The 19,532-nt window shown below is 72.9% G+C and carries 17 protein-coding genes and 1 pseudogene; 11 read left to right on the top strand and 7 right to left on the bottom strand.

Annotation, left to right across the window (positions count from 1 at the left end; genetic code table 11):
• The first annotated feature begins 22 nt into the window (after positions 1-22).
• Positions 23-649: a TetR/AcrR family transcriptional regulator gene (locus ACWD1Z_RS22670; RefSeq protein WP_451121221.1), complete on the top strand. Its 627-nt coding sequence runs from the start codon at positions 23-25 to the stop codon at positions 647-649.
• A 25-nt stretch (positions 650-674) separates the two neighbouring features.
• Here the strand turns inward: ACWD1Z_RS22670 and ACWD1Z_RS22665 are convergent, their stop codons facing one another.
• Both ACWD1Z_RS22665 and ACWD1Z_RS22660 read right to left on the bottom strand, forming a co-directional pair.
• Positions 675-2,183 (bottom strand): aldehyde dehydrogenase family protein, encoded by a 1,509-nt coding sequence (locus ACWD1Z_RS22665; protein ID WP_451121219.1) that lies wholly within the window; start codon positions 2,181-2,183, stop codon positions 675-677.
• Positions 2,184-2,473: 290 nt separating this feature from the next.
• Positions 2,474-3,349, bottom strand: a pseudogene (locus tag ACWD1Z_RS22660) (oxygenase MpaB family protein); the annotation flags it as partial.
• A gap of 202 nt (positions 3,350-3,551) precedes the next feature.
• Between ACWD1Z_RS22660 and panD the strand changes: the two are divergent.
• The 3 genes from panD to ACWD1Z_RS22645 are packed head-to-tail and all read left to right on the top strand — an operon-like array spanning position 3,552 to position 5,012.
• Entirely contained in the window at positions 3,552-3,971 is a 420-nt protein-coding gene (gene panD / locus ACWD1Z_RS22655) for an aspartate 1-decarboxylase (protein ID WP_451121217.1), read from the top strand.
• 37 nt (positions 3,972-4,008) lie between these two features.
• Complete coding sequence (locus ACWD1Z_RS22650) at positions 4,009-4,353, top strand: GNAT family N-acetyltransferase (protein WP_451121215.1); 345 nt, start codon at positions 4,009-4,011, stop codon at positions 4,351-4,353.
• Positions 4,353-5,012, top strand: coding sequence for an aspartate/glutamate racemase family protein (locus tag ACWD1Z_RS22645; protein ID WP_451121213.1), 660 nt, complete (start codon positions 4,353-4,355; stop codon positions 5,010-5,012). Before ACWD1Z_RS22650 ends, ACWD1Z_RS22645 begins: the two co-directional genes overlap by 1 nt.
• Before the next feature lie 751 nt (positions 5,013-5,763).
• Here ACWD1Z_RS22645 and gndA read toward each other — a convergent pair.
• Positions 5,764-7,203 (bottom strand): NADP-dependent phosphogluconate dehydrogenase, encoded by a 1,440-nt coding sequence (gene gndA, locus ACWD1Z_RS22640; RefSeq protein ID WP_451121211.1) that lies wholly within the window; start codon positions 7,201-7,203, stop codon positions 5,764-5,766.
• Positions 7,204-7,502: 299 nt separating this feature from the next.
• On the opposite strand from gndA, the gene ACWD1Z_RS22635 reads away from it, so the two are divergent.
• Positions 7,503-8,639, top strand: coding sequence for a transglycosylase family protein (locus ACWD1Z_RS22635; protein ID WP_451121209.1), 1,137 nt, complete (start codon positions 7,503-7,505; stop codon positions 8,637-8,639).
• Here ACWD1Z_RS22635 and ACWD1Z_RS22630 read toward each other — a convergent pair.
• The gene (locus ACWD1Z_RS22630) at positions 8,629-9,711 is read right to left on the bottom strand and encodes a DMT family transporter (protein WP_451121207.1); all 1,083 of its coding nucleotides are present in this window, start codon (positions 9,709-9,711) and stop codon (positions 8,629-8,631) included. The two genes, ACWD1Z_RS22635 and ACWD1Z_RS22630, sit on opposite strands and share 11 nt — an antisense overlap.
• A 373-nt stretch (positions 9,712-10,084) precedes the next feature.
• Between ACWD1Z_RS22630 and glgA the strand changes: the two genes are divergently transcribed.
• The 4 genes from glgA (at position 10,085) to ACWD1Z_RS22610 (ending at position 15,567) form a co-directional block, all read left to right on the top strand.
• The gene (gene glgA, locus ACWD1Z_RS22625) at positions 10,085-11,236 is read left to right on the top strand and encodes a glycogen synthase (RefSeq protein WP_451121205.1); all 1,152 of its coding nucleotides are present in this window, start codon (positions 10,085-10,087) and stop codon (positions 11,234-11,236) included.
• Positions 11,237-11,288: 52 nt separating this feature from the next.
• Positions 11,289-12,509: a glucose-1-phosphate adenylyltransferase gene (glgC, locus tag ACWD1Z_RS22620; RefSeq protein WP_451121203.1), complete on the top strand. Its 1,221-nt coding sequence runs from the start codon at positions 11,289-11,291 to the stop codon at positions 12,507-12,509.
• Between the two features lie 127 nt (positions 12,510-12,636).
• Complete coding sequence (locus ACWD1Z_RS22615) at positions 12,637-13,968, top strand: wax ester/triacylglycerol synthase family O-acyltransferase (protein WP_451121201.1); 1,332 nt, start codon at positions 12,637-12,639, stop codon at positions 13,966-13,968.
• A 105-nt stretch (positions 13,969-14,073) separates the two neighbouring features.
• Positions 14,074-15,567, top strand: coding sequence for an SDR family NAD(P)-dependent oxidoreductase (locus ACWD1Z_RS22610; RefSeq protein WP_451121199.1), 1,494 nt, complete (start codon positions 14,074-14,076; stop codon positions 15,565-15,567).
• A gap of 70 nt (positions 15,568-15,637) precedes the next feature.
• Here the strand turns inward: ACWD1Z_RS22610 and ACWD1Z_RS22605 are convergent, their stop codons facing one another.
• On the bottom strand, positions 15,638-16,447 hold the full coding sequence (locus ACWD1Z_RS22605) for an SDR family oxidoreductase (RefSeq protein WP_451121197.1): 810 nt from the start codon (positions 16,445-16,447) through the stop codon (positions 15,638-15,640).
• A gap of 25 nt (positions 16,448-16,472) precedes the next feature.
• Positions 16,473-16,925, bottom strand: coding sequence for a hypothetical protein (locus ACWD1Z_RS22600; RefSeq protein WP_451121195.1), 453 nt, complete (start codon positions 16,923-16,925; stop codon positions 16,473-16,475).
• Between the two features lie 473 nt (positions 16,926-17,398).
• On the opposite strand from ACWD1Z_RS22600, the gene ACWD1Z_RS22595 reads away from it, so the two are divergent.
• Positions 17,399-17,572, top strand: coding sequence for a hypothetical protein (locus ACWD1Z_RS22595; protein ID WP_389418975.1), 174 nt, complete (start codon positions 17,399-17,401; stop codon positions 17,570-17,572).
• A gap of 55 nt (positions 17,573-17,627) precedes the next feature.
• The gene (locus tag ACWD1Z_RS22590) at positions 17,628-18,110 is read left to right on the top strand and encodes an N-acetyltransferase family protein (protein WP_451121193.1); all 483 of its coding nucleotides are present in this window, start codon (positions 17,628-17,630) and stop codon (positions 18,108-18,110) included.
• A gap of 10 nt (positions 18,111-18,120) precedes the next feature.
• On the opposite strand, the gene ACWD1Z_RS22585 is transcribed toward ACWD1Z_RS22590, so the two are convergent.
• Positions 18,121-19,464 carry an amidase gene (locus ACWD1Z_RS22585; RefSeq protein ID WP_451121191.1) on the bottom strand — a complete coding sequence of 448 codons (1,344 nt, stop codon included), beginning with the start codon at positions 19,462-19,464 and terminating at the stop codon, positions 18,121-18,123.
• Positions 19,465-19,532: the final 68 nt, after the last annotated feature.

Raw genomic sequence — 19,532 nt, 5'->3', positions numbered from 1 at the left:
CGCCGGTATCGTGAGGAGCACCATGAGAACTGACACGAACGACTCGTGGCTCGCGCGGGCCCTCGCCCAGCCGGAGCCGGAGGACCGCACGGCGCAGCGGATCCTCGACGCAGCACTGGAGCAGTTCACCCTTCTCGGTCTGCGCCGCTCCTCCGTGGACGACGTCGCGAAGCGGGCCGGCGTCTCCCGGGTCACCGTGTACCGGCGCTTCCAGACCAAGGACAAGCTGGTCGAGGAGACCCTGCTGCGCGAGCTCAGCCGGTTCTTCCAGCGTCTCGACGCCGCGGTGGCCGCGCTGCCGACCATGAAGGAACGGGTCGTCGAGGGCTTCGTGGTCGCCCTGCGCCACACGCGCGCCCATCCCCTCTTCGGCGGCCTGCTGCGGCTCGAACCCGAGCTGGTGCTGCCCTATCTGACCGTGCAGGGCAGCTCCTCGCTCTCCGCCACCGTCGAGTACCTGACGGTCCATCTGCGCCGGGCGCAACAGGTCGAGGGCCGTCCCGACGAGGATCCCCGCCCGGTCGCCGAGCTGATGGTGCGGGTCGCCGTGTCCTTCCTGCTCAACCCCGCCAGCTGCATCGAGATGGAGGACGAGGACCAGGCCCGGGCCTTCGCCCGCCGCTACCTGGCCCCGCTGCTGGACGCCTGAGCGGCCGGCCGCGCGGGCCCGCCGTTCAGCGGCGCCGGTGCAGGGCCCGCGCCAGCCGCACCGCGCGTTCCCGCGTGGCGGCCGGTACGGCGAAGGAGGTCAGCGCGATCGGCGGGGTGAACCGCTGCACGGTCGTCGACTGCACGGAGGTGAAGGCGCGCAGCCCCTCCTCGCCGTGGATCCGCCCGAAGCCGGAGTCCTGCGCACCCCCGAACGGCAGCGCCGGTACGGCGGCGAAGCCGAGCACCGAGTTCACCGACACCGCCCCGGCCCGCAGGCGCGCGGCGATCGCGGCACCGGCGCGTTTGTCGCGGCAGAACACCGCGGCCCCCAGGGCGTAACGCGAGGCGTTGGCGCGGGACACCGCCTCGTCCACGTCGGCCACCGGGTTGATCGCCACGACCGGCCCGAAGGTCTCCTCCGTCATCGCCGCCGCGTCCTCCGGTACGTCGGTCAGCACGACCGGCGCGACATACGGAGCGCGCACCGACTCCGGTCCGCCCAGCAGGGCCCGGCCCCCCGCCGAGAGCGCACTGGTCACATGCCGCTCCACGACGGCGGCCTGGCTCGGGAGCGTCATCGGGCCGTAGGAGGCGTCCGCCTCGGCACCAGGGCGGACCGCCCCAGCCCGCTCGACCACCCGTTCGCACAGCTCCGCGTGGATCTCCCGCACCGCGTAGACCCGCTCCACCCCCGCACAGGTCTGGCCCGCGTTGCTCAGCGCGCCCCACACGATCGCGGCGGCGGCGGCGTCCAGGTCCGCGTCCGCGGTGACGATCACCGCGTCCTTCCCGCCGCACTCGGCGAGGAACGGCGTCAGCGTCCGCGCGCACACCGCCATCACCTTGCGGGCCGTCCCCGGCGAACCGGTGAACGCCAGCTTGTCGACCCCGGACCGGGCCAGGGCGTCCCCGGTGGACGCGGCGCCCGTGACGGTGGAGAGCAGCCCGGCCTGCCCGGGCACGGCGGCATCGAAGAGCTCGGCCAGCAGGACCCCGGTGCCCGGGGTCAGTTCGGACGGCTTGAAGACCACGGCGTTGCCCGCGGCCAGGGCGTAACCGATGGAGCCCATCGGGGTGTACAGCGGGTAGTTCCAGGGGCCGATCACGCCGACCACGCCCAGCGGCCGGTGCACCAGCGAGGCCCGCTGGTGCGCGGCGAACAATCCGGTGCTCACCTTCCGCCGACGCAGTATCCGTCCGGCGTGGCGTGCGGCCCAGCCCAGGTGCTCCAGCGTGAGGACGACCTCCAGCGCGGCGTCACCGGGCGGCTTGCCGGTCTCCTCGGCGATGGTGCGGGCCACGGTGTCCAGGTCGGTGGCGAGGGCCTTCTTCCAGCGCAGCAACTGCTCACGGCGCCGGGACGCGGGCAGCGCGGCCCACCCCGCCTGGACGCCCCGGGCCCGCGACACGGCCCGGGAAACCTCCTCCGGCCCGTGCACCGGGTACTCGGCGAGCGGCTTGCCGGTCGCGGGGGAGTGGGTGATCAAGACGCGGAGGGGCGGTGCGGCGGCGGCCGGGGCGGTGTCGGTCATCGACTCTCCTGACGGGAGGCATGCGGGGTGGACGGCTGCGCCGCGGGGGTGGAGGGCTGTGCCGCTTGGGCAGAGGGCTCCTCTGCGGGTTTCTGCGCCGGGGCGGGGGCTCCGTCCCGGGGGTTCGGTGGCTGGGGGGAGGGCCCGTCCGTCGGTTTCGGTTTCTGTGCCGGGATGGAGGCTCGATCCCTGGGGATCTGCGCCGGGGTGGAGGGCCCGTCCGTCAGTGTGTGCGTCTGTGCGGAGGACCCGTACGCCGATCTCTGCCCCTTGGCGGAGGCCCCTTCCGTCGGGGTCTCGTCCTGGAGCGGGGTCGTCGGGCGGGAGTGTGCCCAGTGCGGGCCGAGATCGTCCAGGGTCCAGCCGAACGGGTAGGTCCGTGCCTTGGGCTTGCGCGGGAACCACTCGGGCCGTGCGGGCAGCAGCCGGATGACCGCGGCCCGGATACGGAACGCGCGGTGGACCGCGACCCGAAGCCAGCGCGGTTCCGGGGCAAAGCCGAGGGCGTTCAGCAGCGGTTCGTCCAGGACGGCGAGCGGAACCCGGGAGGCCAGCCGTCGCACCGGGGCCGGGTACCAGGAGGCGAGGACCCGCAGGGTGGCCGCGGCGACCCTGCGGTTGGCGGGATGGTAGGCGAACATCTCGCGCTCGTAGTCGTCGTGGAGTCGCTCGAACGCGGCATAGGTGCCGGGGACGCCGGAGATGCCCATCATCTCGCCCATCCGCCGGCCCATCAGCGCCAGACTCTCGGTCTCCTGCTCGCTAAGGCGCCGCCAGCCGAACCGGTCGATCCACCGCTTCGGCCCCACCACCGTGGTGGCCAGGACGTAGAGGAAGTCCTCGTTGGGGATGGGGTAGCGCCCGTGTATGCGGTTCAGATGGCGGGCGGCTGCCTGCCCGTGCTCCGAGTCCGTCCCCTCACGGACCATCTCGTACGTGATGAGCACCGTGTCGTCGTAGCGCTTCTGGCCGGAGCGCTCGAACTCCTGCGTACGGTCCAGGAGTTGGGATATGCGCGGGACGCCGTAGTCGCGCAGGAACGCGATCGACGTCCCGTGGAGATAGTCGCGGGGGAACTCGTAGTGGATGATCCACCGGTAGATCTGCTCGAAGTCCTGCTGCGGATCCAGCTGCCGGATCCGGCGGAGCCGGCTGTAGCGGCCCATGGGCGAGCCCTCCCGGGGGAATCACGGCCACCCATTCCGTAGGGAGCGCCCCCTGTGAGTCGATGATACTGAAACTATTGAGTTGTTTCATGGGACGTCAATACCCGGGGGGCAGCTGACCGGACGTGCCGGTCGTTGTAGTCTCCGATGACCGCCCTTGACCCGCTGAGCGGGCAGGGAGCAGACACATTGGGAGCTGTTCATGCTGCGAACCATGTTCAAGTCCAAGATCCACCGAGCCACCGTCACCCAGGCCGACCTGCACTACGTGGGATCGGTGACCATCGACGCGGAGCTGCTCGACGCCGCCGATCTGCTGCCCGGCGAGCTGGTGCACATCGTCGACATCACCAACGGCGCCCGGCTGGAGACGTACGTCATCGAGGGCGAGCGCGGCTCCGGGGTGATCGGGATCAACGGTGCCGCCGCCCATCTCGTGCACCCCGGGGACCTGGTGATCATCATCAGTTACGCTCAGGTCACCGACGCCGAGGCGCGCACGCTCCAGCCGCGGGTCGTGCACGTGGACCACGACAACCGGATCGTGGCCCTCGGCGCCGACCCGTCCGAGCCGGTACCGGGCTCGGACCAGCAGCGCAGCCCGCAGGCCGTACCGGCCTGAGCGGAGCAGACGGACCGGACGGACCAGGAGCGTGCCCGTGAGCGAGATCGAGATCCGTGACGACCGGGCGGCGGGCCGCCTGGAGGCGGTCGCGGGCGGCGAAGTGGTCGGCCGTATCGAGTACTTCGTCCTCGAAGCCCCCGTGCGCGCCCTGGTCCCCGTCCACACCGTCGTCGAGCCCGCCCACGAGGGCAAGGGCATCGCCGGCTCCCTCGCCCGCGAGCTGTACGCCGTCGCCGAGCGCGAGGGCACGGTCGTCGCCCCGCTGTGCCCGTACGTCGTCAAGTGGGCGGAGCGCCACCCCGACGTGGCCCCCGCCGCCGACCCCGAGCTGCTGCGCGCGGCGAAGGCGTGGGTCGTGGCGCACCCCGGCCGCTTCTGATGGCCCTCGCCCTCCTGCACACCTCGCCCGTCCACGTCCCCGTCTTCGACGCCCTGCGCGACGAGACCCAGCCGGGGCTGGAGCTGCGGCACGTCGTCGATGAGCGGCTGCTGGAACGGGCCCGCGCGGAGGGCCCCGACGCGGTCGCGGAGGACGTGGCGGCGGTCCTGCGCCGCGCCGTCGCCGAGGGCGCGCGTGCCGTGCTGTGCACCTGCTCGACCATCGGCGGTGTGGCCGAGGCGGCCGACGTCGGCGTACCCGTGCTGCGCGTCGACCGTCCGATGGCGGCGGCCGCGGTCGCGACCGGCACCCGCGTCGTCGTCCTCGCCGCCCTGGAGAGCACGCTCGGCCCGACGGCGGACCTGATCCGGGAGGAGGCCGCGCGCGCCGGACGCCCGGTCGAGGTGCGGACCCGTCTCGTCGAGGGCGCCTGGGCGCGTTTCGAGGCGGGCGACGCACACGCGTACGCGACGCGGGTCGCCTCCGCCGCCGACGAGGTCACCGACGCCGACGTGATCGTCCTGGCCCAGGCCTCGATGGCCCCGGCGCAGCGGCTGACCACGACCGCCGTCCCCGTGCTCTCCAGCCCGCGTCCGGGCCTCGCTGCCGGGGCCCAGGCGGGTGACTGCACGGGCGAGCCGGGGTACGCGGGGCAGTAGTCCTAGGAGCCGCCGCTTCATCCCAGGCTGGAGGACACGATGACCAATCCGTATCCGGACCCGGTCCACCCGGACCCGACCCCGGGCCCCGCCCCGACCCCGGACCCGGCCCCCGCGCCGACGCCGGGTCCCCCGCCGACCCCGGACCCGCATCCGGCACCGGGCCCCGTCCCCACGCCCCCGCCCTCACCGCCGGGCCCGCAGCCGGTCCCGGACCCGAGTCCGTCCCCGGTCCCCCCGGGCCCGGAGCCGGTCCCGAACCCGGAACCGGGCCCGCCGCTGTCGTGAGGCAGAGGGCGCGGTAGAAGTACGCGGCGAGCGCAGTCGTACCGACGGGCGCGGGCGCAAGCAACTGGCCCCGCCCACCGCCCGATCCCCGCTAAGCGGTCTCCCCGCCCGGTCCCGTACCCGGACCGGGCCCGCCGCTTTCATGAGGGAGGGGCCGCGGTAGAAGTACGCGGCGAGCGCAGTCGTACCGACGGGCGCGGGCGCAAGCAACTGGCCCCGCTCACCGCGCGAGCCCCGCCAAGCGGTCTCCCCGCCCGCCCCCGAACCCGGACCGGGCCCGCCGCTGTCGTGAGGCAGAGGGCTCGGCAGAAGACCGCGGCGAGCGCCCACGTACCGAGGGGCGCGGGGCGCAACCGGCCCCGCCCACCCGCACAAGCCCTCCTCCGCGGTCACCTCCGACCCGCCCCCCCACCCGCACAAGCCGTCACCTCCGACCGGTCCCCGCCCACCCGCACAAGCCCTCCTACCCGGTCACCTCCGACCGGTCCCCGCCCCACAGCGTGTGGAACGAACCCTCCCGGTCCACCCTCCGGTACGTGTGCGCCCCGAAGAAGTCCCGCTGCCCCTGCGTCAGCGCCGCGGGCAACCGCTCGGCACGCAGCGCGTCGTAGTAGGCGAGGGCCGCGGAGAAGCCGGGCGTCGGTACGCCCTGCCGGGTCGCCGCCACGATCACCTCACGCCAGTCGTCCTGAGCGGATGCGATCTCGCCGGCGAACGTCTCGTCCGCCAGCAGGCTCGGCAGGTCGGCCCGCGCGTCGTAGGCCGCGCGGATCCGGTCGAGGAACGCGGCCCGGATGATGCACCCGCCGCGCCAGATCGCGGAGACGGCACCGAGATCGATGTCCCAGTCGTACTCGGCGCGCGCCGCGTCCATCTCGTGGAAGCCCTGCGTGTAGGACACGATCTTCGAGGCGTACAGCGCCTGCTCGACGCGGTCGGCGAAGGCGGCCGCCTCGGCCTCACCGAGCGGCGCCGCCTTCGGTCCCGCCAGCTCCCGCGAAGCGGCCCGCAGCTCCGCGTGGCCGGACAGGGAGCGCGCGAAGACGGCCTCGGCGATACCCGACACCGGGACGCCCAGGTCCAGCGCGATCTGCACGGTCCACCGCCCCGTGCCCTTCTGCTCCGCCTGGTCCACCACGACGTCCACGAACGGCTTGCCTGTCGCCTCGTCCACGTGGGCCAGCACCTCGGCCGTGATCTCGATCAGGTAGGAGTCGAGACGGCCGGTGTTCCACGTCCGGAAGATCTCCGCGATCTGCGCGGGGGAGTAGCCCGCGACATCGCGCAGCAGCTGGTACGCCTCACCGATCAGCTGCATGTCGGCGTACTCGATGCCGTTGTGCACCATCTTCACGAAGTGCCCGGCGCCGTCGGGACCCACGTGCGTCACGCAGGGCGCCCCGTCCTTCGCCTTCGCGGAGATCTTCTCCAGCATCGGGCCGAGCGAGTCGTACGACTCCTTCGGGCCGCCCGGCATGATGCTCGGGCCGTTGAGCGCGCCCTCCTCGCCGCCGGAGACGCCCATGCCGACGAAGTGGATGCCCTGCTCGCGCAGTTCCCGCTCACGGCGCCGGGTGTCGGCGAAGTGCGCGTTGCCGCCGTCGATGATCATGTCGCCGGGCTCCAGGAGCGGGGCGAACTCCTGGATCACCGCGTCGGTGGGCTCACCGGCCTTCACCATGACGACCAGGCGGCGGGGCCGCTCCAGCGCCGCCACGAAGTCCTTGGCGGTCTCGGCCGCGATGAACTCGCCCTCGCCGCCGAACTCCTCCACCAGCGCGTGGGTACGCGCCGACGTCCGGTTGTGCACCGCGACCGTGTAGCCGTTGCGGGCGAAGTTGCGGGCGAGATTGCGTCCCATGACCGCGAGACCCGTGACGCCGATCTGGGCTGAATTGCTCATTCCGTTGGCTCCTAAGGAATCCGGTACCGATGGCGCCGGTCGTGGCCGGTCGAGGCCGGTCGTGGCCGCCAGTATTGCCGCAGGGACCATCTTGACGTGCCGGTACTCCGGCCGCACTTCCGGGTGGCTCGATGTTCCGCAGGCTGATACGCACGGAAGGGCCCGCCCGCCTCAGCCGTTGCGCAACCGGAGCCCCGCCCTTGCTTCTTGAGCCATATCGCGGCCGATTGCTGTCTTGTCATGGCCTGTTACGGGCGCTTACTTTTGGCCCTCCTGACGCATGTCGAGGGGGCACCGTTATGGCCGCACGCGGCCGGCACCGCCGGTATCAGCCGAACAGGATCAACCGAGCCTCGCTCACCGTGACGGCGGGCAGCGCCGGGATGGCGATCCCGCTCATCGGCGCCGGAACCGCGCAGGCGGCGGACGTGGAGACCTGGGACAAGGTCGCCGCGTGCGAGTCGACCAACGACTGGAACATCAACACCGGCAACGGCTACTACGGCGGCCTCCAGTTCGCCCAGTCCACCTGGGAGCAGTACGGCGGCACCCGGTACGCCCCGCGGGCCGACCTGGCCACCAAGGACGAGCAGATAGCCGTCGCGGAGAAGGTCCTGGACGGACAGGGCCCCGGCGCCTGGCCGGTGTGCTCGGTGCGGGCCGGGCTCACCCGGGGCGGGGAGAGCCCCGAGCTTCGGACCTCGGTGCCGGACGTCAAGCCGCAGACCACACCGCAGTCCCGGGCCGGAAAGGCCCAGATGTACACGGTGGTCCGCGGCGACACCCTCTCCACGATCGCCGACGAGCAGGACGTCCGGGGCGGCTGGCGGGGGCTGTACGACGCCAACCGCAAGACCGTGGGCGCGGATCCGGACCTGATCATGCCCGGGCAGCGGCTCGCCCTCCGCGGCGGGTCCCCCGCGAAGACGACTCCGGCGGCCGCCAAGTCCCTGCCGAAACAGAAGACTTCCGAGAAGTCCACGCCCGAGAAGTCCACTCGCGAGAAGTCCACGCCCGCGAAGACCTCCAAGAAGACCATGGTCTCCCCGGTGAGCGCGCCCACCGGCACGCCCTACCACAAGGCGGGCACCTCCTGGTCGAAGGGCTACCACACCGGCGTCGACTTCCCCGTCGCCACCGGTACGACCGTGCGGTCAGTCGCCGACGGCAAGGTGGTCGGCGCGGGCTGGGAGGGCTCCTTCGGCTACCAGGTGGTGGTCCGGCACGCCGACGGCCGCTACACCCAGTACGCCCATCTGTCGGCGATCTCCGTGCGCAGCGGCCAGCAGGTCGGCGCGGGCCAGCGCATCGGCCGCGCCGGTTCCACGGGCAACAGCTCGGGCCCGCATCTGCACTTCGAGGTGCGGACGGGGCCCGGCTTCGGGTCGGACATCGACCCGGTGGCCTACCTGCGGGCAGGCGGCGTCAGGATTTGACGCGCGTCCGGTGCCGGTCCAGGACCGGCATCGGGACGTAGGGGCCGCCGTAGAACGGCCCGTAGAGGTGCGGTGAGGCGGCGCTCGGCGTCGTCTCCTGCTGCGCGGGGAGCGCGAGGACCAGCTCCTCCGCGGAGGCGGAAGCAGAGGCGAGGACCAGCTCCTCGGCGGGGGCGGAGGCGGGCGCGGGCACCGGCGCCGGTGTCGCGGGGAGTTCCGGGACCGGCCGCGCGGGTGCCGGAGCGCGTTGAATGCGCTCCGTCGTCAGCAGGATCAGGCCGCCCGCCGCGACCACACCGCAGCTCAGCGCGAGCGCGGTGCCGGTGGTGCCGTAGCGGAAGGTTTCGCCGAACATCGTGATGCCCACCGCGGCCGCGATCACCGGGTTCACGACCGTCAGCACCGCCAGCGGGGCCGCGAGTCCGGCGCCGCGGTAGGCGGCCTGCGACAGCAGCAGACCGGCGGTGGCGAAGACACCGATGGTGGCCAGGGACGGCAGGTCACCCGCCGTCACCCCGCCGTCCCAGTCGACGGCGACGATCTTCGTGAACACCGAGGACATACCGAAGGCGATACCGGACGCGGTCGCGAGCAGCACGCTGCGCACCACCGGGTGCCGGTGGGCCGCCCGGCCCGCGATCATCAGGGTCGCGACGGCACCCGCGGTGACCAGGGCCACGCCGGTGCGCTGCGCGGTGTCGAGCGACTGCGACTCGGAGGCGCCGACCAGGGAGAGCAGACCGGCGAGACCGACGGTCGCCATGATCGCGCCGCGCCAGGCGGTCGCCCCGGCCTTGCGGCCGACGAACAGGGCCGCCATCGGCAGCGCGAACACGATGGTGAGCGCTCCCAGCGGCTGGACCACGCTCAGCGGTCCGTAGGCGAGGGCCGCCACGTGCAGCAGGCCGCCCAGGCCGTTCAGCGCCACGGCGGCCCACCAGACCGGCCGGCGCAGCGGCGCGTAGTGCTGTCCGGGCGTGGACACCGCGACGCGCTCCTGCACGATCGCTCCGCCCGCGTAGGCGACGGCGGAGACGAGGGACAGGAGCACGGACAACGCGAGGGCACTCATGAGCGGCTCCTCTGCGTGAGGCGGGGGCTCGTCGTCCCGCGCGGCCAGCTGTCGGCTTCCATAGCCAACACGATGCCGTCAAAAGTTCTTCCCGTCGTCGTCCCTGAGCAGGCAATCACTCCTACTGCCGATGGAGTACAAAACGCCCTCCGTCCTCCTGAGGGTGGGGGGTGCACCCCGAGACGCCTACGGCCGCCCTTGGTACTACCGCTCCTCGTGGACCTCGGCCCTACGGTTGGACATCGTCTGATCTTCACGGCAATTCTATGACTTTTCACCCCCGCGAGGCGGCCGAGTCCCCGCTCGCTGCGCTCTTCCGCGCGCGCCGTATCTGGGTGACCATGGGGGAACCGGCCGAGACAGGGGGATGCGGGTGCGAGTGGGACTGTTGACCCGGGAGTACCCGCCGGATGTGTACGGCGGTGCCGGTGTCCATGTGGAGTTCCTCGCCCGGGAGTTGACGTCCCTGGTCGACCTGGAGGTGCACTCCTGGGGCGAGGGCCGCGCCGAGGGCGTGCTGCGCCACCGCCCCTGGTCCGCCCTCGACACCGCCAACGACGCGCTGCGCACCTTCTCCGTGGACCTCGCGATGGCCGCCGCCCTGGAAGGCAGCGAACTGGTCCACTCGCACACCTGGTACGCCAATCTCGGCGGCCATCTGGCCAAGCTGCTGTACGGCATCCCGCATGTGATGACCGCGCACTCCCTGGAGCCGCTGCGGCCCTGGAAGGCCGAGCAGCTCGGCGGCGGGTACGCCCTGTCCAGCTGGGCGGAGCGCACCGCGATCGAGACCGCGGACGCGGTGATCGCCGTGTCGGGCGCGATGCGCGAGGACATCCTCGCCTGCTACCCGGGGCTGAACCCCGCGCGGGTGCGCGTCGTGCACAACGGCATCGACACCGACCTGTACCGCCCCGACCACGGCACCGACGTGCTGGACCGGATCGGCATCGACCGGCGCCGCCCGTACGTCCTGTTCGTCGGCCGGATCACCCGCCAGAAGGGCGTGCCCCATCTGCTGCGCGCGGTACGGGACATCGACCCGGCCGCGCAGGTCGTGCTGTGCGCGGGCGCCCCCGACACCCCGGAGATCGACCGGGAGTTCCGCGAGCTCTTCGAGGAGCTGAGCCGGGTACGCGCGGGCGTGCACTGGATCCCGCAGATGCTGCCGCGCCCCGAGGTGATCCAACTCCTCACGCACGCCGCCGTGTTCGCCTGCCCCTCGGTGTACGAACCCCTCGGCATCGTCAACCTGGAGGCGATGGCCTGCGGGACCGCCGTGGTGGCCTCGCGGACCGGCGGGATCCCCGAGGTCGTCGACGACGGCAAGACGGGACTTCTGGTGCCGGTGGACGACGGCTTCGAGGCGGGGCTCACGCGGGCCCTGGACTCCGTGCTCGCGGATCCGGAGGGCGCCCGGGCGATGGGCGAGGCCGGACGGGAGCGCGCGGTGGGGGAGTTCGGCTGGGACGCGGTGGCGCGGCGCACGGTCCGGCTCTACGAGGAGATCCTCGAACAGGCGTAGGACACCTCGAGTGGGGGCAGGCTGGGGTCAATCTGGGTGAGGGGAGCGGCCCATGCGTCGTGGCGGACCTTCGGTGCTCGGCATCGTGCTGGCGGGCGGAGAAGGCAAACGCCTGATGCCCCTGACGGCGGACCGCGCGAAACCCGCGGTCACGTTCGGCGGCACCTACCGGCTCGTCGACTTCGTCCTGTCCAATCTGGTCAACGGCGACATCCTGCGCGTCTGCGTGCTCACGCAGTACAAGTCGCACTCGCTGGACCGGCACATCACCACCACCTGGCGGATGTCCAGTCTGCTCGGCAACTACGTCACCCCGGTCCCGGCCCAGCAGCGCCTGGGCCCCCGCTGGTTCCTGGGCAGCGCGGACGCGATCCTGCAGTCCCTGAACCTGATCTACGACGAACGCCCCGAGTACGTCGCGGTGTTCGGCGCCGACCACGTGTACCGCATGGACCCGCGGCAGATGCTCGCCCAGCACATCGAGTCCGGCGCGGGGGTGACCGTGGCCGGGATACGCGTCCCGCGCGGCGAGTCCGCCTCGTTCGGGGTGATCAGTCCCGGCTCCGACGGGCAGACGGTGGAGCGGTTCCTGGAGAAGCCCGCCGACCCGCCCGGCCTGCCGGGCGACCCCGAGTGCGTGTTCGCCTCGATGGGCAACTACATCTTCACCACCAAGGCCCTGATCGAGGCGCTCCAGCGGGACGCCGAGGACGACCGGTCCGTGCACGACATGGGCGGCTCGATCCTGCCCCAGCTCACCGAGCGGGGCGAGGCGCAGCTGTACGACTTCAGCGCCAACCACGTCCCCGGCGAGACGACCCGGGACCAGGGGTACTGGCGGGACGTCGGCACGCTGGACGCGTACTACGACGCCCATATGGACCTGATCGCCGAGCGGCCCGCCTTCAACCTCTACAACCGGCAGTGGCCCATCTACACCCACTCGGGCCAGCTCTCCCCGGCCCGTTTCAACGCGGGCGGCATCGCCGGGGAGTCGATCATCAGCGCGGGCTGTCTGATCCGGGGGCAGGTCACGCGGTCCGTGCTCTCGCCGGGTGTGGTGGTGGACCCCGGGGCGGTGGTCCAGGGGTCGGTGCTGCACGACAACGTCCACATAGGCCGGGGCGCGGTCGTGCGGGGGGCGGTCCTGGACAAGAACGTGGAGGTGCCGCCGGGCGCGACGATCGGCGTCAATCCGGAGCGGGACGCGGAACTGTACACGGTCTCCGAGGGCGGGGTCATCGCACTGGGGAAGGGGCAGCGGGTGACCTGACCTCGCGCTCCGCCAACGGGTTGGACTTAATCTGCTGTTAACTGTGCGTAGCTTGATCGTACTTGACCGTAATCGCTCAAGGACGATTGACTGCTGGTCCACCCCGTCGTCGACGCGAGGCAAGCCCTTGACTTCCGACCTGCTGGCCCCTCTCGACCTGGCGTTCTGGAACATCGAGTCCGCACGGCACCCGATGCACCTCGGTGCCCTGGGTGTCTTCTCCGCGCGGTCGCCCACCGCCGGGGCCCACGCCGCCGACCTCCTCGCGGCCCGCGCCGCCGCGGTCCCCGGGCTGCGGATGCGCATCCGGGACGTATGGCAGCCGCTCGCCTTCGGCGCCGCCACCCGGGAGCCGGTCCCCGGCTTCGACCCCCTGGACCATGTGCGGCTGCACGCCCCGGCCGACGACTTCCAGGCGGTCGCCGGACGCCTCATGGAACGCCCGCTGGAGCGCGGCCGGCCGCCCTGGGAGGCCCATGTGCTGCCCGGCGCGGACGGCGACTCCTTCGCCGTGCTGTTCAAGTTCCACCACGCCCTCGCCGACGGACTGCGCGCGCTGACCCTCGCCGCGGCCGTGCTCGACCCGATGGACCTGCCCGAGCCCCGGCCCCGCCCGGCCGAGCCCCCGCGCCGCCTGCTCCCGGACCTGCGGGGGCTGCCCGGACTGGTCCGGGGCGCCCTGTCCGACGTGGGCCGCGCCCTGGACATCGGCGCCTCCCTCGCCGTCTCGACCCTGGACGCCACGCTGGCCGCGCGCTCCACGGCCGCGCTCACCGCCGAGCCCAGCGGCACCCGCCGCACCGCCGGAGTCGTCGTCGACCTCGACGATGTGCACCGGGTGCGCAAGGCCGTCGGCGGCACCGTCAACGACGTGCTGATCGCGGTCGTCGCCGGCGCCCTGCGCCGCTGGCTGGACGAGCGCGGCGACGGCAGCGAGGGCGTCGCGCCCCGCGCCCTGATCCCCGTCTCCAGGCGCCGCCCGCGCACCGCGCACCCGCAGGGCAACCGGCTCTCCGGATACCTCGTGCGGCTGCCCGTCGACGACCCCGACCCGCTGCGCCGCCTCGCCACGGTCCGCGCCGCCATGGACCGCAACAAGGACGCGGGCCCGAACCGCGGCGCGGGCGCGGTGGCCCTGCTCGCCGACCACGTCCCGCCGCTCGGCCACCGCCTCGGCGGCCCCCTGGTCGGCCAGGCCGCCCGGCTCTGGTTCGACCTCCTGGTCACCAGCGTCCCGCTGCCCGGCCTCGGCCTGAGACTCGGCGGCAACCCGGTCACCGCCGTCTTCCCCTACGCGCCGCTCGCCCGCGGCCAGTCCCTCGCGGTGGCGGTCTCGACGTACCGCGGCGCGGTCCACTACGGCCTGGTCGCCGACGCGGAGGCCGTACCGGATCTGGACCGGCTGGCGGCGGCACTGTCGGACGAGGTGGAGACGCTGATCACGGCCTGTGACCCTTGACCGTCCCGGATTTTGGTAGTGACGCCCGGCGCTCCGTAGAATTCCCCGTTCGAAAGCGGACGCGGTCGGAGCGCCGCACGGGTGAGCAGGGAAGCGGCAGCGGCGATGACGGTGACAGAGGACGGTCCGGCGACCACGGACGAGGTCGTGTACGGCCCCGGCATCGACCCCGAGCGGCTGGCCGTCTGCCTCAGCGTGCTGGAGGAGCTCGACAAGCTGGAGGTCGACCACCCCGACGCCATCGCCGTGCGCCGGGCCACCGCGGGCGTCTACCGCACGGTCAAGCAGCGCCGCCGCCAGGAGCGCCGGGCCGCCAAGACCGCCCACGACAAGGCGGTCACCGAGGCCACGGCGACCGGCTCCGCGCAGCGCATCGACGACGAGACCGAGGGGCTGCTGCCGTCGTCGCCCACCGAGGAGGGGCGGATCGCCGGGATACTCCAGCGCCCGCGCTCCTGCTACACCTGCAAGACGCGGTACGTGGAAGTCGACTACTTCTACCACCAGCTCTGTCCGGACTGCGCCGCGCTGAACCGCACCAAGCGCGACGTCCGCGCGGACCTCACCGGCAAGCGGGCGCTGCTCACCGGCGGCCGCGCCAAGATCGGCATGTACATCGCGCTGCGGCTGCTGCGCGACGGCGCGCACACCACGATCACCACGCGGTTCCCGAAGGACGCCATCCGCCGCTTCAAGGCCATGGACGACTCCGCGGACTGGATCCACCGCCTGGAGGTCGTCGGCATCGACCTGCGCGACCCGGCCCAGGCCGTCGCCCTGGCCGACCGGATGAGCGAGCAGGGCCCGCTGGACATCCTGATCAACAACGCCACCCAGACGGTACGGCGCCTGCCCTCGGCCTACGCCGCGCTGGTGGACGGCGAGTCGGCCCCGCTGCCGGCCGGTGAGCTGCCCGCCCACCACGTCATCGGCGCCTTCAACTCCGGCGCGGTGGACGGCCTGGCCGCGCTGCCCGTCGGGATCTCCGGGCTCGACGCGCAGCAGGTGGCCGACCTCGCCCTGGTCGCGGGCCACGCCAGCGTGGAGCGGCACCGCGACGGCACCGCCATCGACGCGGGCGGTCTGCTCCCCGACGTCGTCGACACCAACACCTGGGTGCAGACCATCGAGCAGATCTCCCCGGTGGAGCTGCTGGAGACCCAGCTGTGCAACTACACAGCGCCGTTCATCCTGATCAGCAAGCTCCGCCCGGCGATGGCGCAGGCGGCCCGCAAAGCGTCCTCGGGCCGCGCCTACGTCGTCAACGTCTCGGCGATGGAGGGCGTGTTCGGCCGCGGCTACAAGGGCGCGGGGCACCCGAACACCAACGCCGCCAAGGCCGCGATGAACATGGTGACCCGGACCAGCGCCCAGGAGATGTTCCAGTCGGACGGCATCCTGATGACCTCGGTCGACACCGGCTGGATCACCGACGAGCGCCCCCACTACGACAAGCTCCGCCTCGCCGAGGAGGGCTTCCACGCCCCCCTGGACCTGGTCGACGGCGCGGCCCGGGTCTACGACCCGGTGGTGCGCGGCGAGGCGGGCGAGGACGTGTACGGCGTCTTCCTGAAGGACTACGCGCCCGGCAAGTGGTGACAGCGCGGCCGGCCGAAGGGCTTCGGGGTCGATGATCCCACCGGGTGACCGGGCTCGCCACGGGGCGCCGTCACGGTTCCGTCGGCGCCTGGTCGCGCAGGCGGTCCTGGAGGGGCGAGCCGGTCGCTGACGGGGACGCCGCCCGGACCCGGGTGCCGCCGTCCACCAGGAGGTCGGCGCCGGTCACCCATTCGGCCGCGTCCGAGGCCAGCCAGACGACGGCTCGGGCCACGTCCCGCGGGGAGCCGACGCGGGCGAGCGGGAGGGCCGCGGCCAGTTGCGGTTCCGCGTGCTCCCAGACGAAGCGGGCCATGTCGGTGCGGATCAGGCCGGGGGAGACGGAGTTGACGCGGACCCTCGGGGCCAGTTCGCCCGCGAGCTGGCGGGTGAGGTGCAGGAGGGCGGCCTTGCTGGTGCCGTAGGCGCCGATGTGCGGGCCCACGTGTTCGGCGCCCTCCGTGCAGATGTTGACGACCGTGCCGCCGTGGTCGCGCATCCAGGCGTGCCAGGCGTGCTGGACCATCCGCAGCGGTGCTTCCACGTTCACCGTGAACGCCGTGCGCCAGGCGAGCGGGTCGACGTCCATGAGCGGGCCGAAGGGCCGGTTCGTCGCGGCGTTGTTGACCACGATGTCGAGGCGGCCCAGTTCCCGCACGCAGAAGTCCGCCAGCGCCCGCGGATGCGCCGGGTCGGCCACGTCACCCGGCAGCCCCGCACCGCCCAGCTCCGCCGCCGTGCGCCGCACGTCCTGCGCGTCCCTCGCCGTCACGCACACCCGCGCGCCCGCTTCCGTGAGCGCGCGGGCGACGGCGAGACCGATGCCGCGGGTGGCACCGGTGACCACGGCGGCCCTGCCCTGGAGTCCGTACGGCGGCGTCATCGCCGTACCGTCTCATGACGGACCGTCAGTCGACAGCCCCGAGGCGGGAGTTCCGGGCGGCGAGCAGTTCCAGGACGGTGCGCCAGTCCTCCAGGACCCCGGCGTCGAAGCCAGCCGTGCGGCCCTCCTCGGCCGCCTGGCGCAGCCGGAGCAGGTCGTCGTCGCAAGGGTCGGTGCCGGGGCCCTGGGCGCGGACCAGTCGGGCCACCCGCTCGCCGAGCAGGGCGCGTACGGCGTCGGCCGCGCGGCCGGACCGGGCGGCCCGGTCACCGGGCCCGAGCAGCGGGCCGATCGCCTGGACCAGCCCGGCCGCCTGGAGTTCCTTGTCGGCGGGGCGGCACCGGCGCAGCAGCGCGGCGGTGCGCAGCGCGTGCTGGTGCAGATCGGTTCCGGCGGTGCCGACGCGGCCGGGGGCAACCCATGTGCCCCGGCAGGCGTACAGCAGATCCATCAGCTCCTCGACACTGCGCAGCTCCATGCGCCAGTCCTCCCGCCGGACAGCCGTTGCCGTCCGCCAGCAGACCATGGGTGGCTTGCGATTCAACCAACGGGACCTGAACTGCGCGGCGTGCGGCGGCGGCGCGATCCGTGCGACGGGGAGGGCATCCCAACGGCCCGTGCAGGGCACCCGTTCCCCTCGGTCCCACGCAGGGGTGAACCAACAGGGGAGGAAACAGGACGTCTTCAGACAGTAACCCCGAGTTTTCAGCCCCATCGAGCGGGTACCCGCTCATTTGGTTACTCTGTAGCGGACGGACAGCAGAACTGGGTCTCACCCACACCCACGGTCCGTCCCGGGACAGCCGGTTCACAACGGTCTGCTCCGTACGAGGAACCGGCGCCACCGCGTCCGAACGGTCTTTCGACTCACATCCGAGCGGGCTACCGGCGACGGGCGCATCGGCCCGGCGCAGTGGTCCCGAGGGTGACCCGACACATAAGGAGTGCGCGGTGACACCGGAGAAGACGAAGCGCGAACAACGCCCCAAGGATCGCCCCGAACGCGCGGGCCGCCGGCCCGGCGAACTCGGCAGCCTGGACGTGTGGGCCCGGTCGGCCCCGATCCGCCTCGCGGGTTACGAGGACGACCTCGCCGAGCCCCACATCCTGCCGAGCGTGGACTGAAGGCCCCCGAAGCCTTCGCGATCGACGGTCGCATGGGCGTGCGAGACTGGCGCCCATGCTGATCAGAGAAGCCGCGGCCGAGGACTGGCCGCGGATCTGGCCTTTCTGGCATCGCATCGTCTCCGCCGGCGAGACCTACGCCTGGGACCCGGGCACCTCCGAGGAGGCGGCCCGGGTCCTGTGGACGAACCCGGCGAAACAGGTGTACGTCGTCGAGGACGAGACCGGCGCCATCGTCGCCTCCGCGTACCTCACCCCCAACTACGGTGGCCCCGCCGCCCGGATCGCCAACGCGGGCTTCATGGTCGACCCCGCGCACACGGGCCGCGGCATCGGCCGCCTCCTCGCCGAGCACGTCCTGACCGCCGCCAAGGCGCACGGCTACCGGGGCATGGTCTTCAACGCCGTCGTCGAGACCAACCCCGCCGTCACGCTGTGGCTGTCCCTCGGCTTCACGATCCTCGGCACGGTCCCGGACGCGTTCGAGCATCCGCGGCACGGGCCGGTGGGCCTGCACATCATGTACCGAGCCTTGTAGAAGTCCCGGTTCAGTCCAGCGGCGCGGTCCGCCGCCACGGCCGCAAGATCTCCAACTGGGCCGCCAGTTCCAGCAGATCGGTCTCCGCACCCGGGCGGCCCACCAGCTGTATGGCGCACGGCGCGCCCGAGGGCAGGGCGCCGACGGGGATGCTCATGGCCGGCCAGCCGGTGAGGTTCCAGGGCGGGGTGAAGGGGAAGCAGGCGGTGTTCGCCACGATGTTGCGCAGCCACCCCCGCTCGTGCCAGGGCGCGGCCTCGGGAGAGCGGCGGGCCAGGGCGGGGGTGAGCAGGATGTCGTACCGCTCGAAGAACGGGTCGAGGACCCGGCGCAACTCCTCCCGGGCCGTGCCCTTGCGGGCCTGACCGGCGAAGCGCCCGCCGATCGCCGCGTGCACCTTCGTGCGGCGGGTCAGCGACCGCGGGTCCAGGCCCCGGGCGTCGACCGACGTGCCCGCCGTCCAGTGGGCGAGCGCGGTGAGCCCGAGCGTCATCGGGTACGGGGGATCCGCCCGGCGCACCTGGTGGCCCGCCTTCATCAGCACGCCCGCCGCCTCGCGCGCCGCCGCCCGGTACGGGGCGCTCACCGCGACCCCCGCGATCGGGCTGCGCAGCGACACCGCGACGCGCCGTCCGCCCCGCGTGGAGGCGGGCGGGAGCTCCCCGTCGGCCATCACTGCCAGCAGCAGGCGCGCGTCCTCGACCGTCGTTGTGAGGGGCCCGTTCTCCGACATGCCGAACCAGTCGCCCTCACCGATGCCCGCCGGCACCACTCCACGGCCCGGCTTGACGGTCACCAGGCCGCAGTTGGCCGCCGGGATGCGCAGTGAGCCCATGCCGTCGTTGCCGAGGGCGACCGGCACCAGGCCTGCGGCGACCGCGGCCGCGCTGCCGCCCGACGAACCGCCCGCCGAGCGCGAGGTGTCCCACGGATTGCGGGAGATGCCGTGCACCCCGTCCGTGGTGCCGAAGACGCACAGCTCCGGCACGTTCGTCAGCCCGACGACCACCGCCCCCGCCGCCCGCAGCCGGGCCACCGTGACATGGTCGTCGGCGGCCGGTGCCTGCGACGTCGCTGCGGAGCCGACGCGCAGCGACTCGCCGCACACCGCGAGGTTGTCCTTGACCGCCACCGGCACGCCCGCCAGCGGCAGTTCGGCCAGGTCACCGCGGGCGCCCACGGCCTCCGCCTCGGCGAGCGCCGCCTCCGCGCGCACCGTGCGGAAGGCGCCGATCCGGCCGTCCAGGCGCGCGATCCGGTCGAGGTGCTCGGCGACCACATCCCGGGGCGTGGCCCGCTTCTCCCGTACGGCGGCGGCGATCTCGACGGCGGTCCGGCCGACCCAGCTGCTCACAGGGGGCTCCTTCGGGGGGCTGCGCGAGGGGACTACTCGCGGGTACGTCGGAGAGAACTCTGCCCGCC

The sequence above is a fragment of the Streptomyces sp. NPDC002784 genome (genome assembly GCF_053592135.1).
The sequence above is the reverse complement of the archived record's forward strand: the minus strand, read 5'-3'. Positions and strand labels throughout refer to the sequence as shown.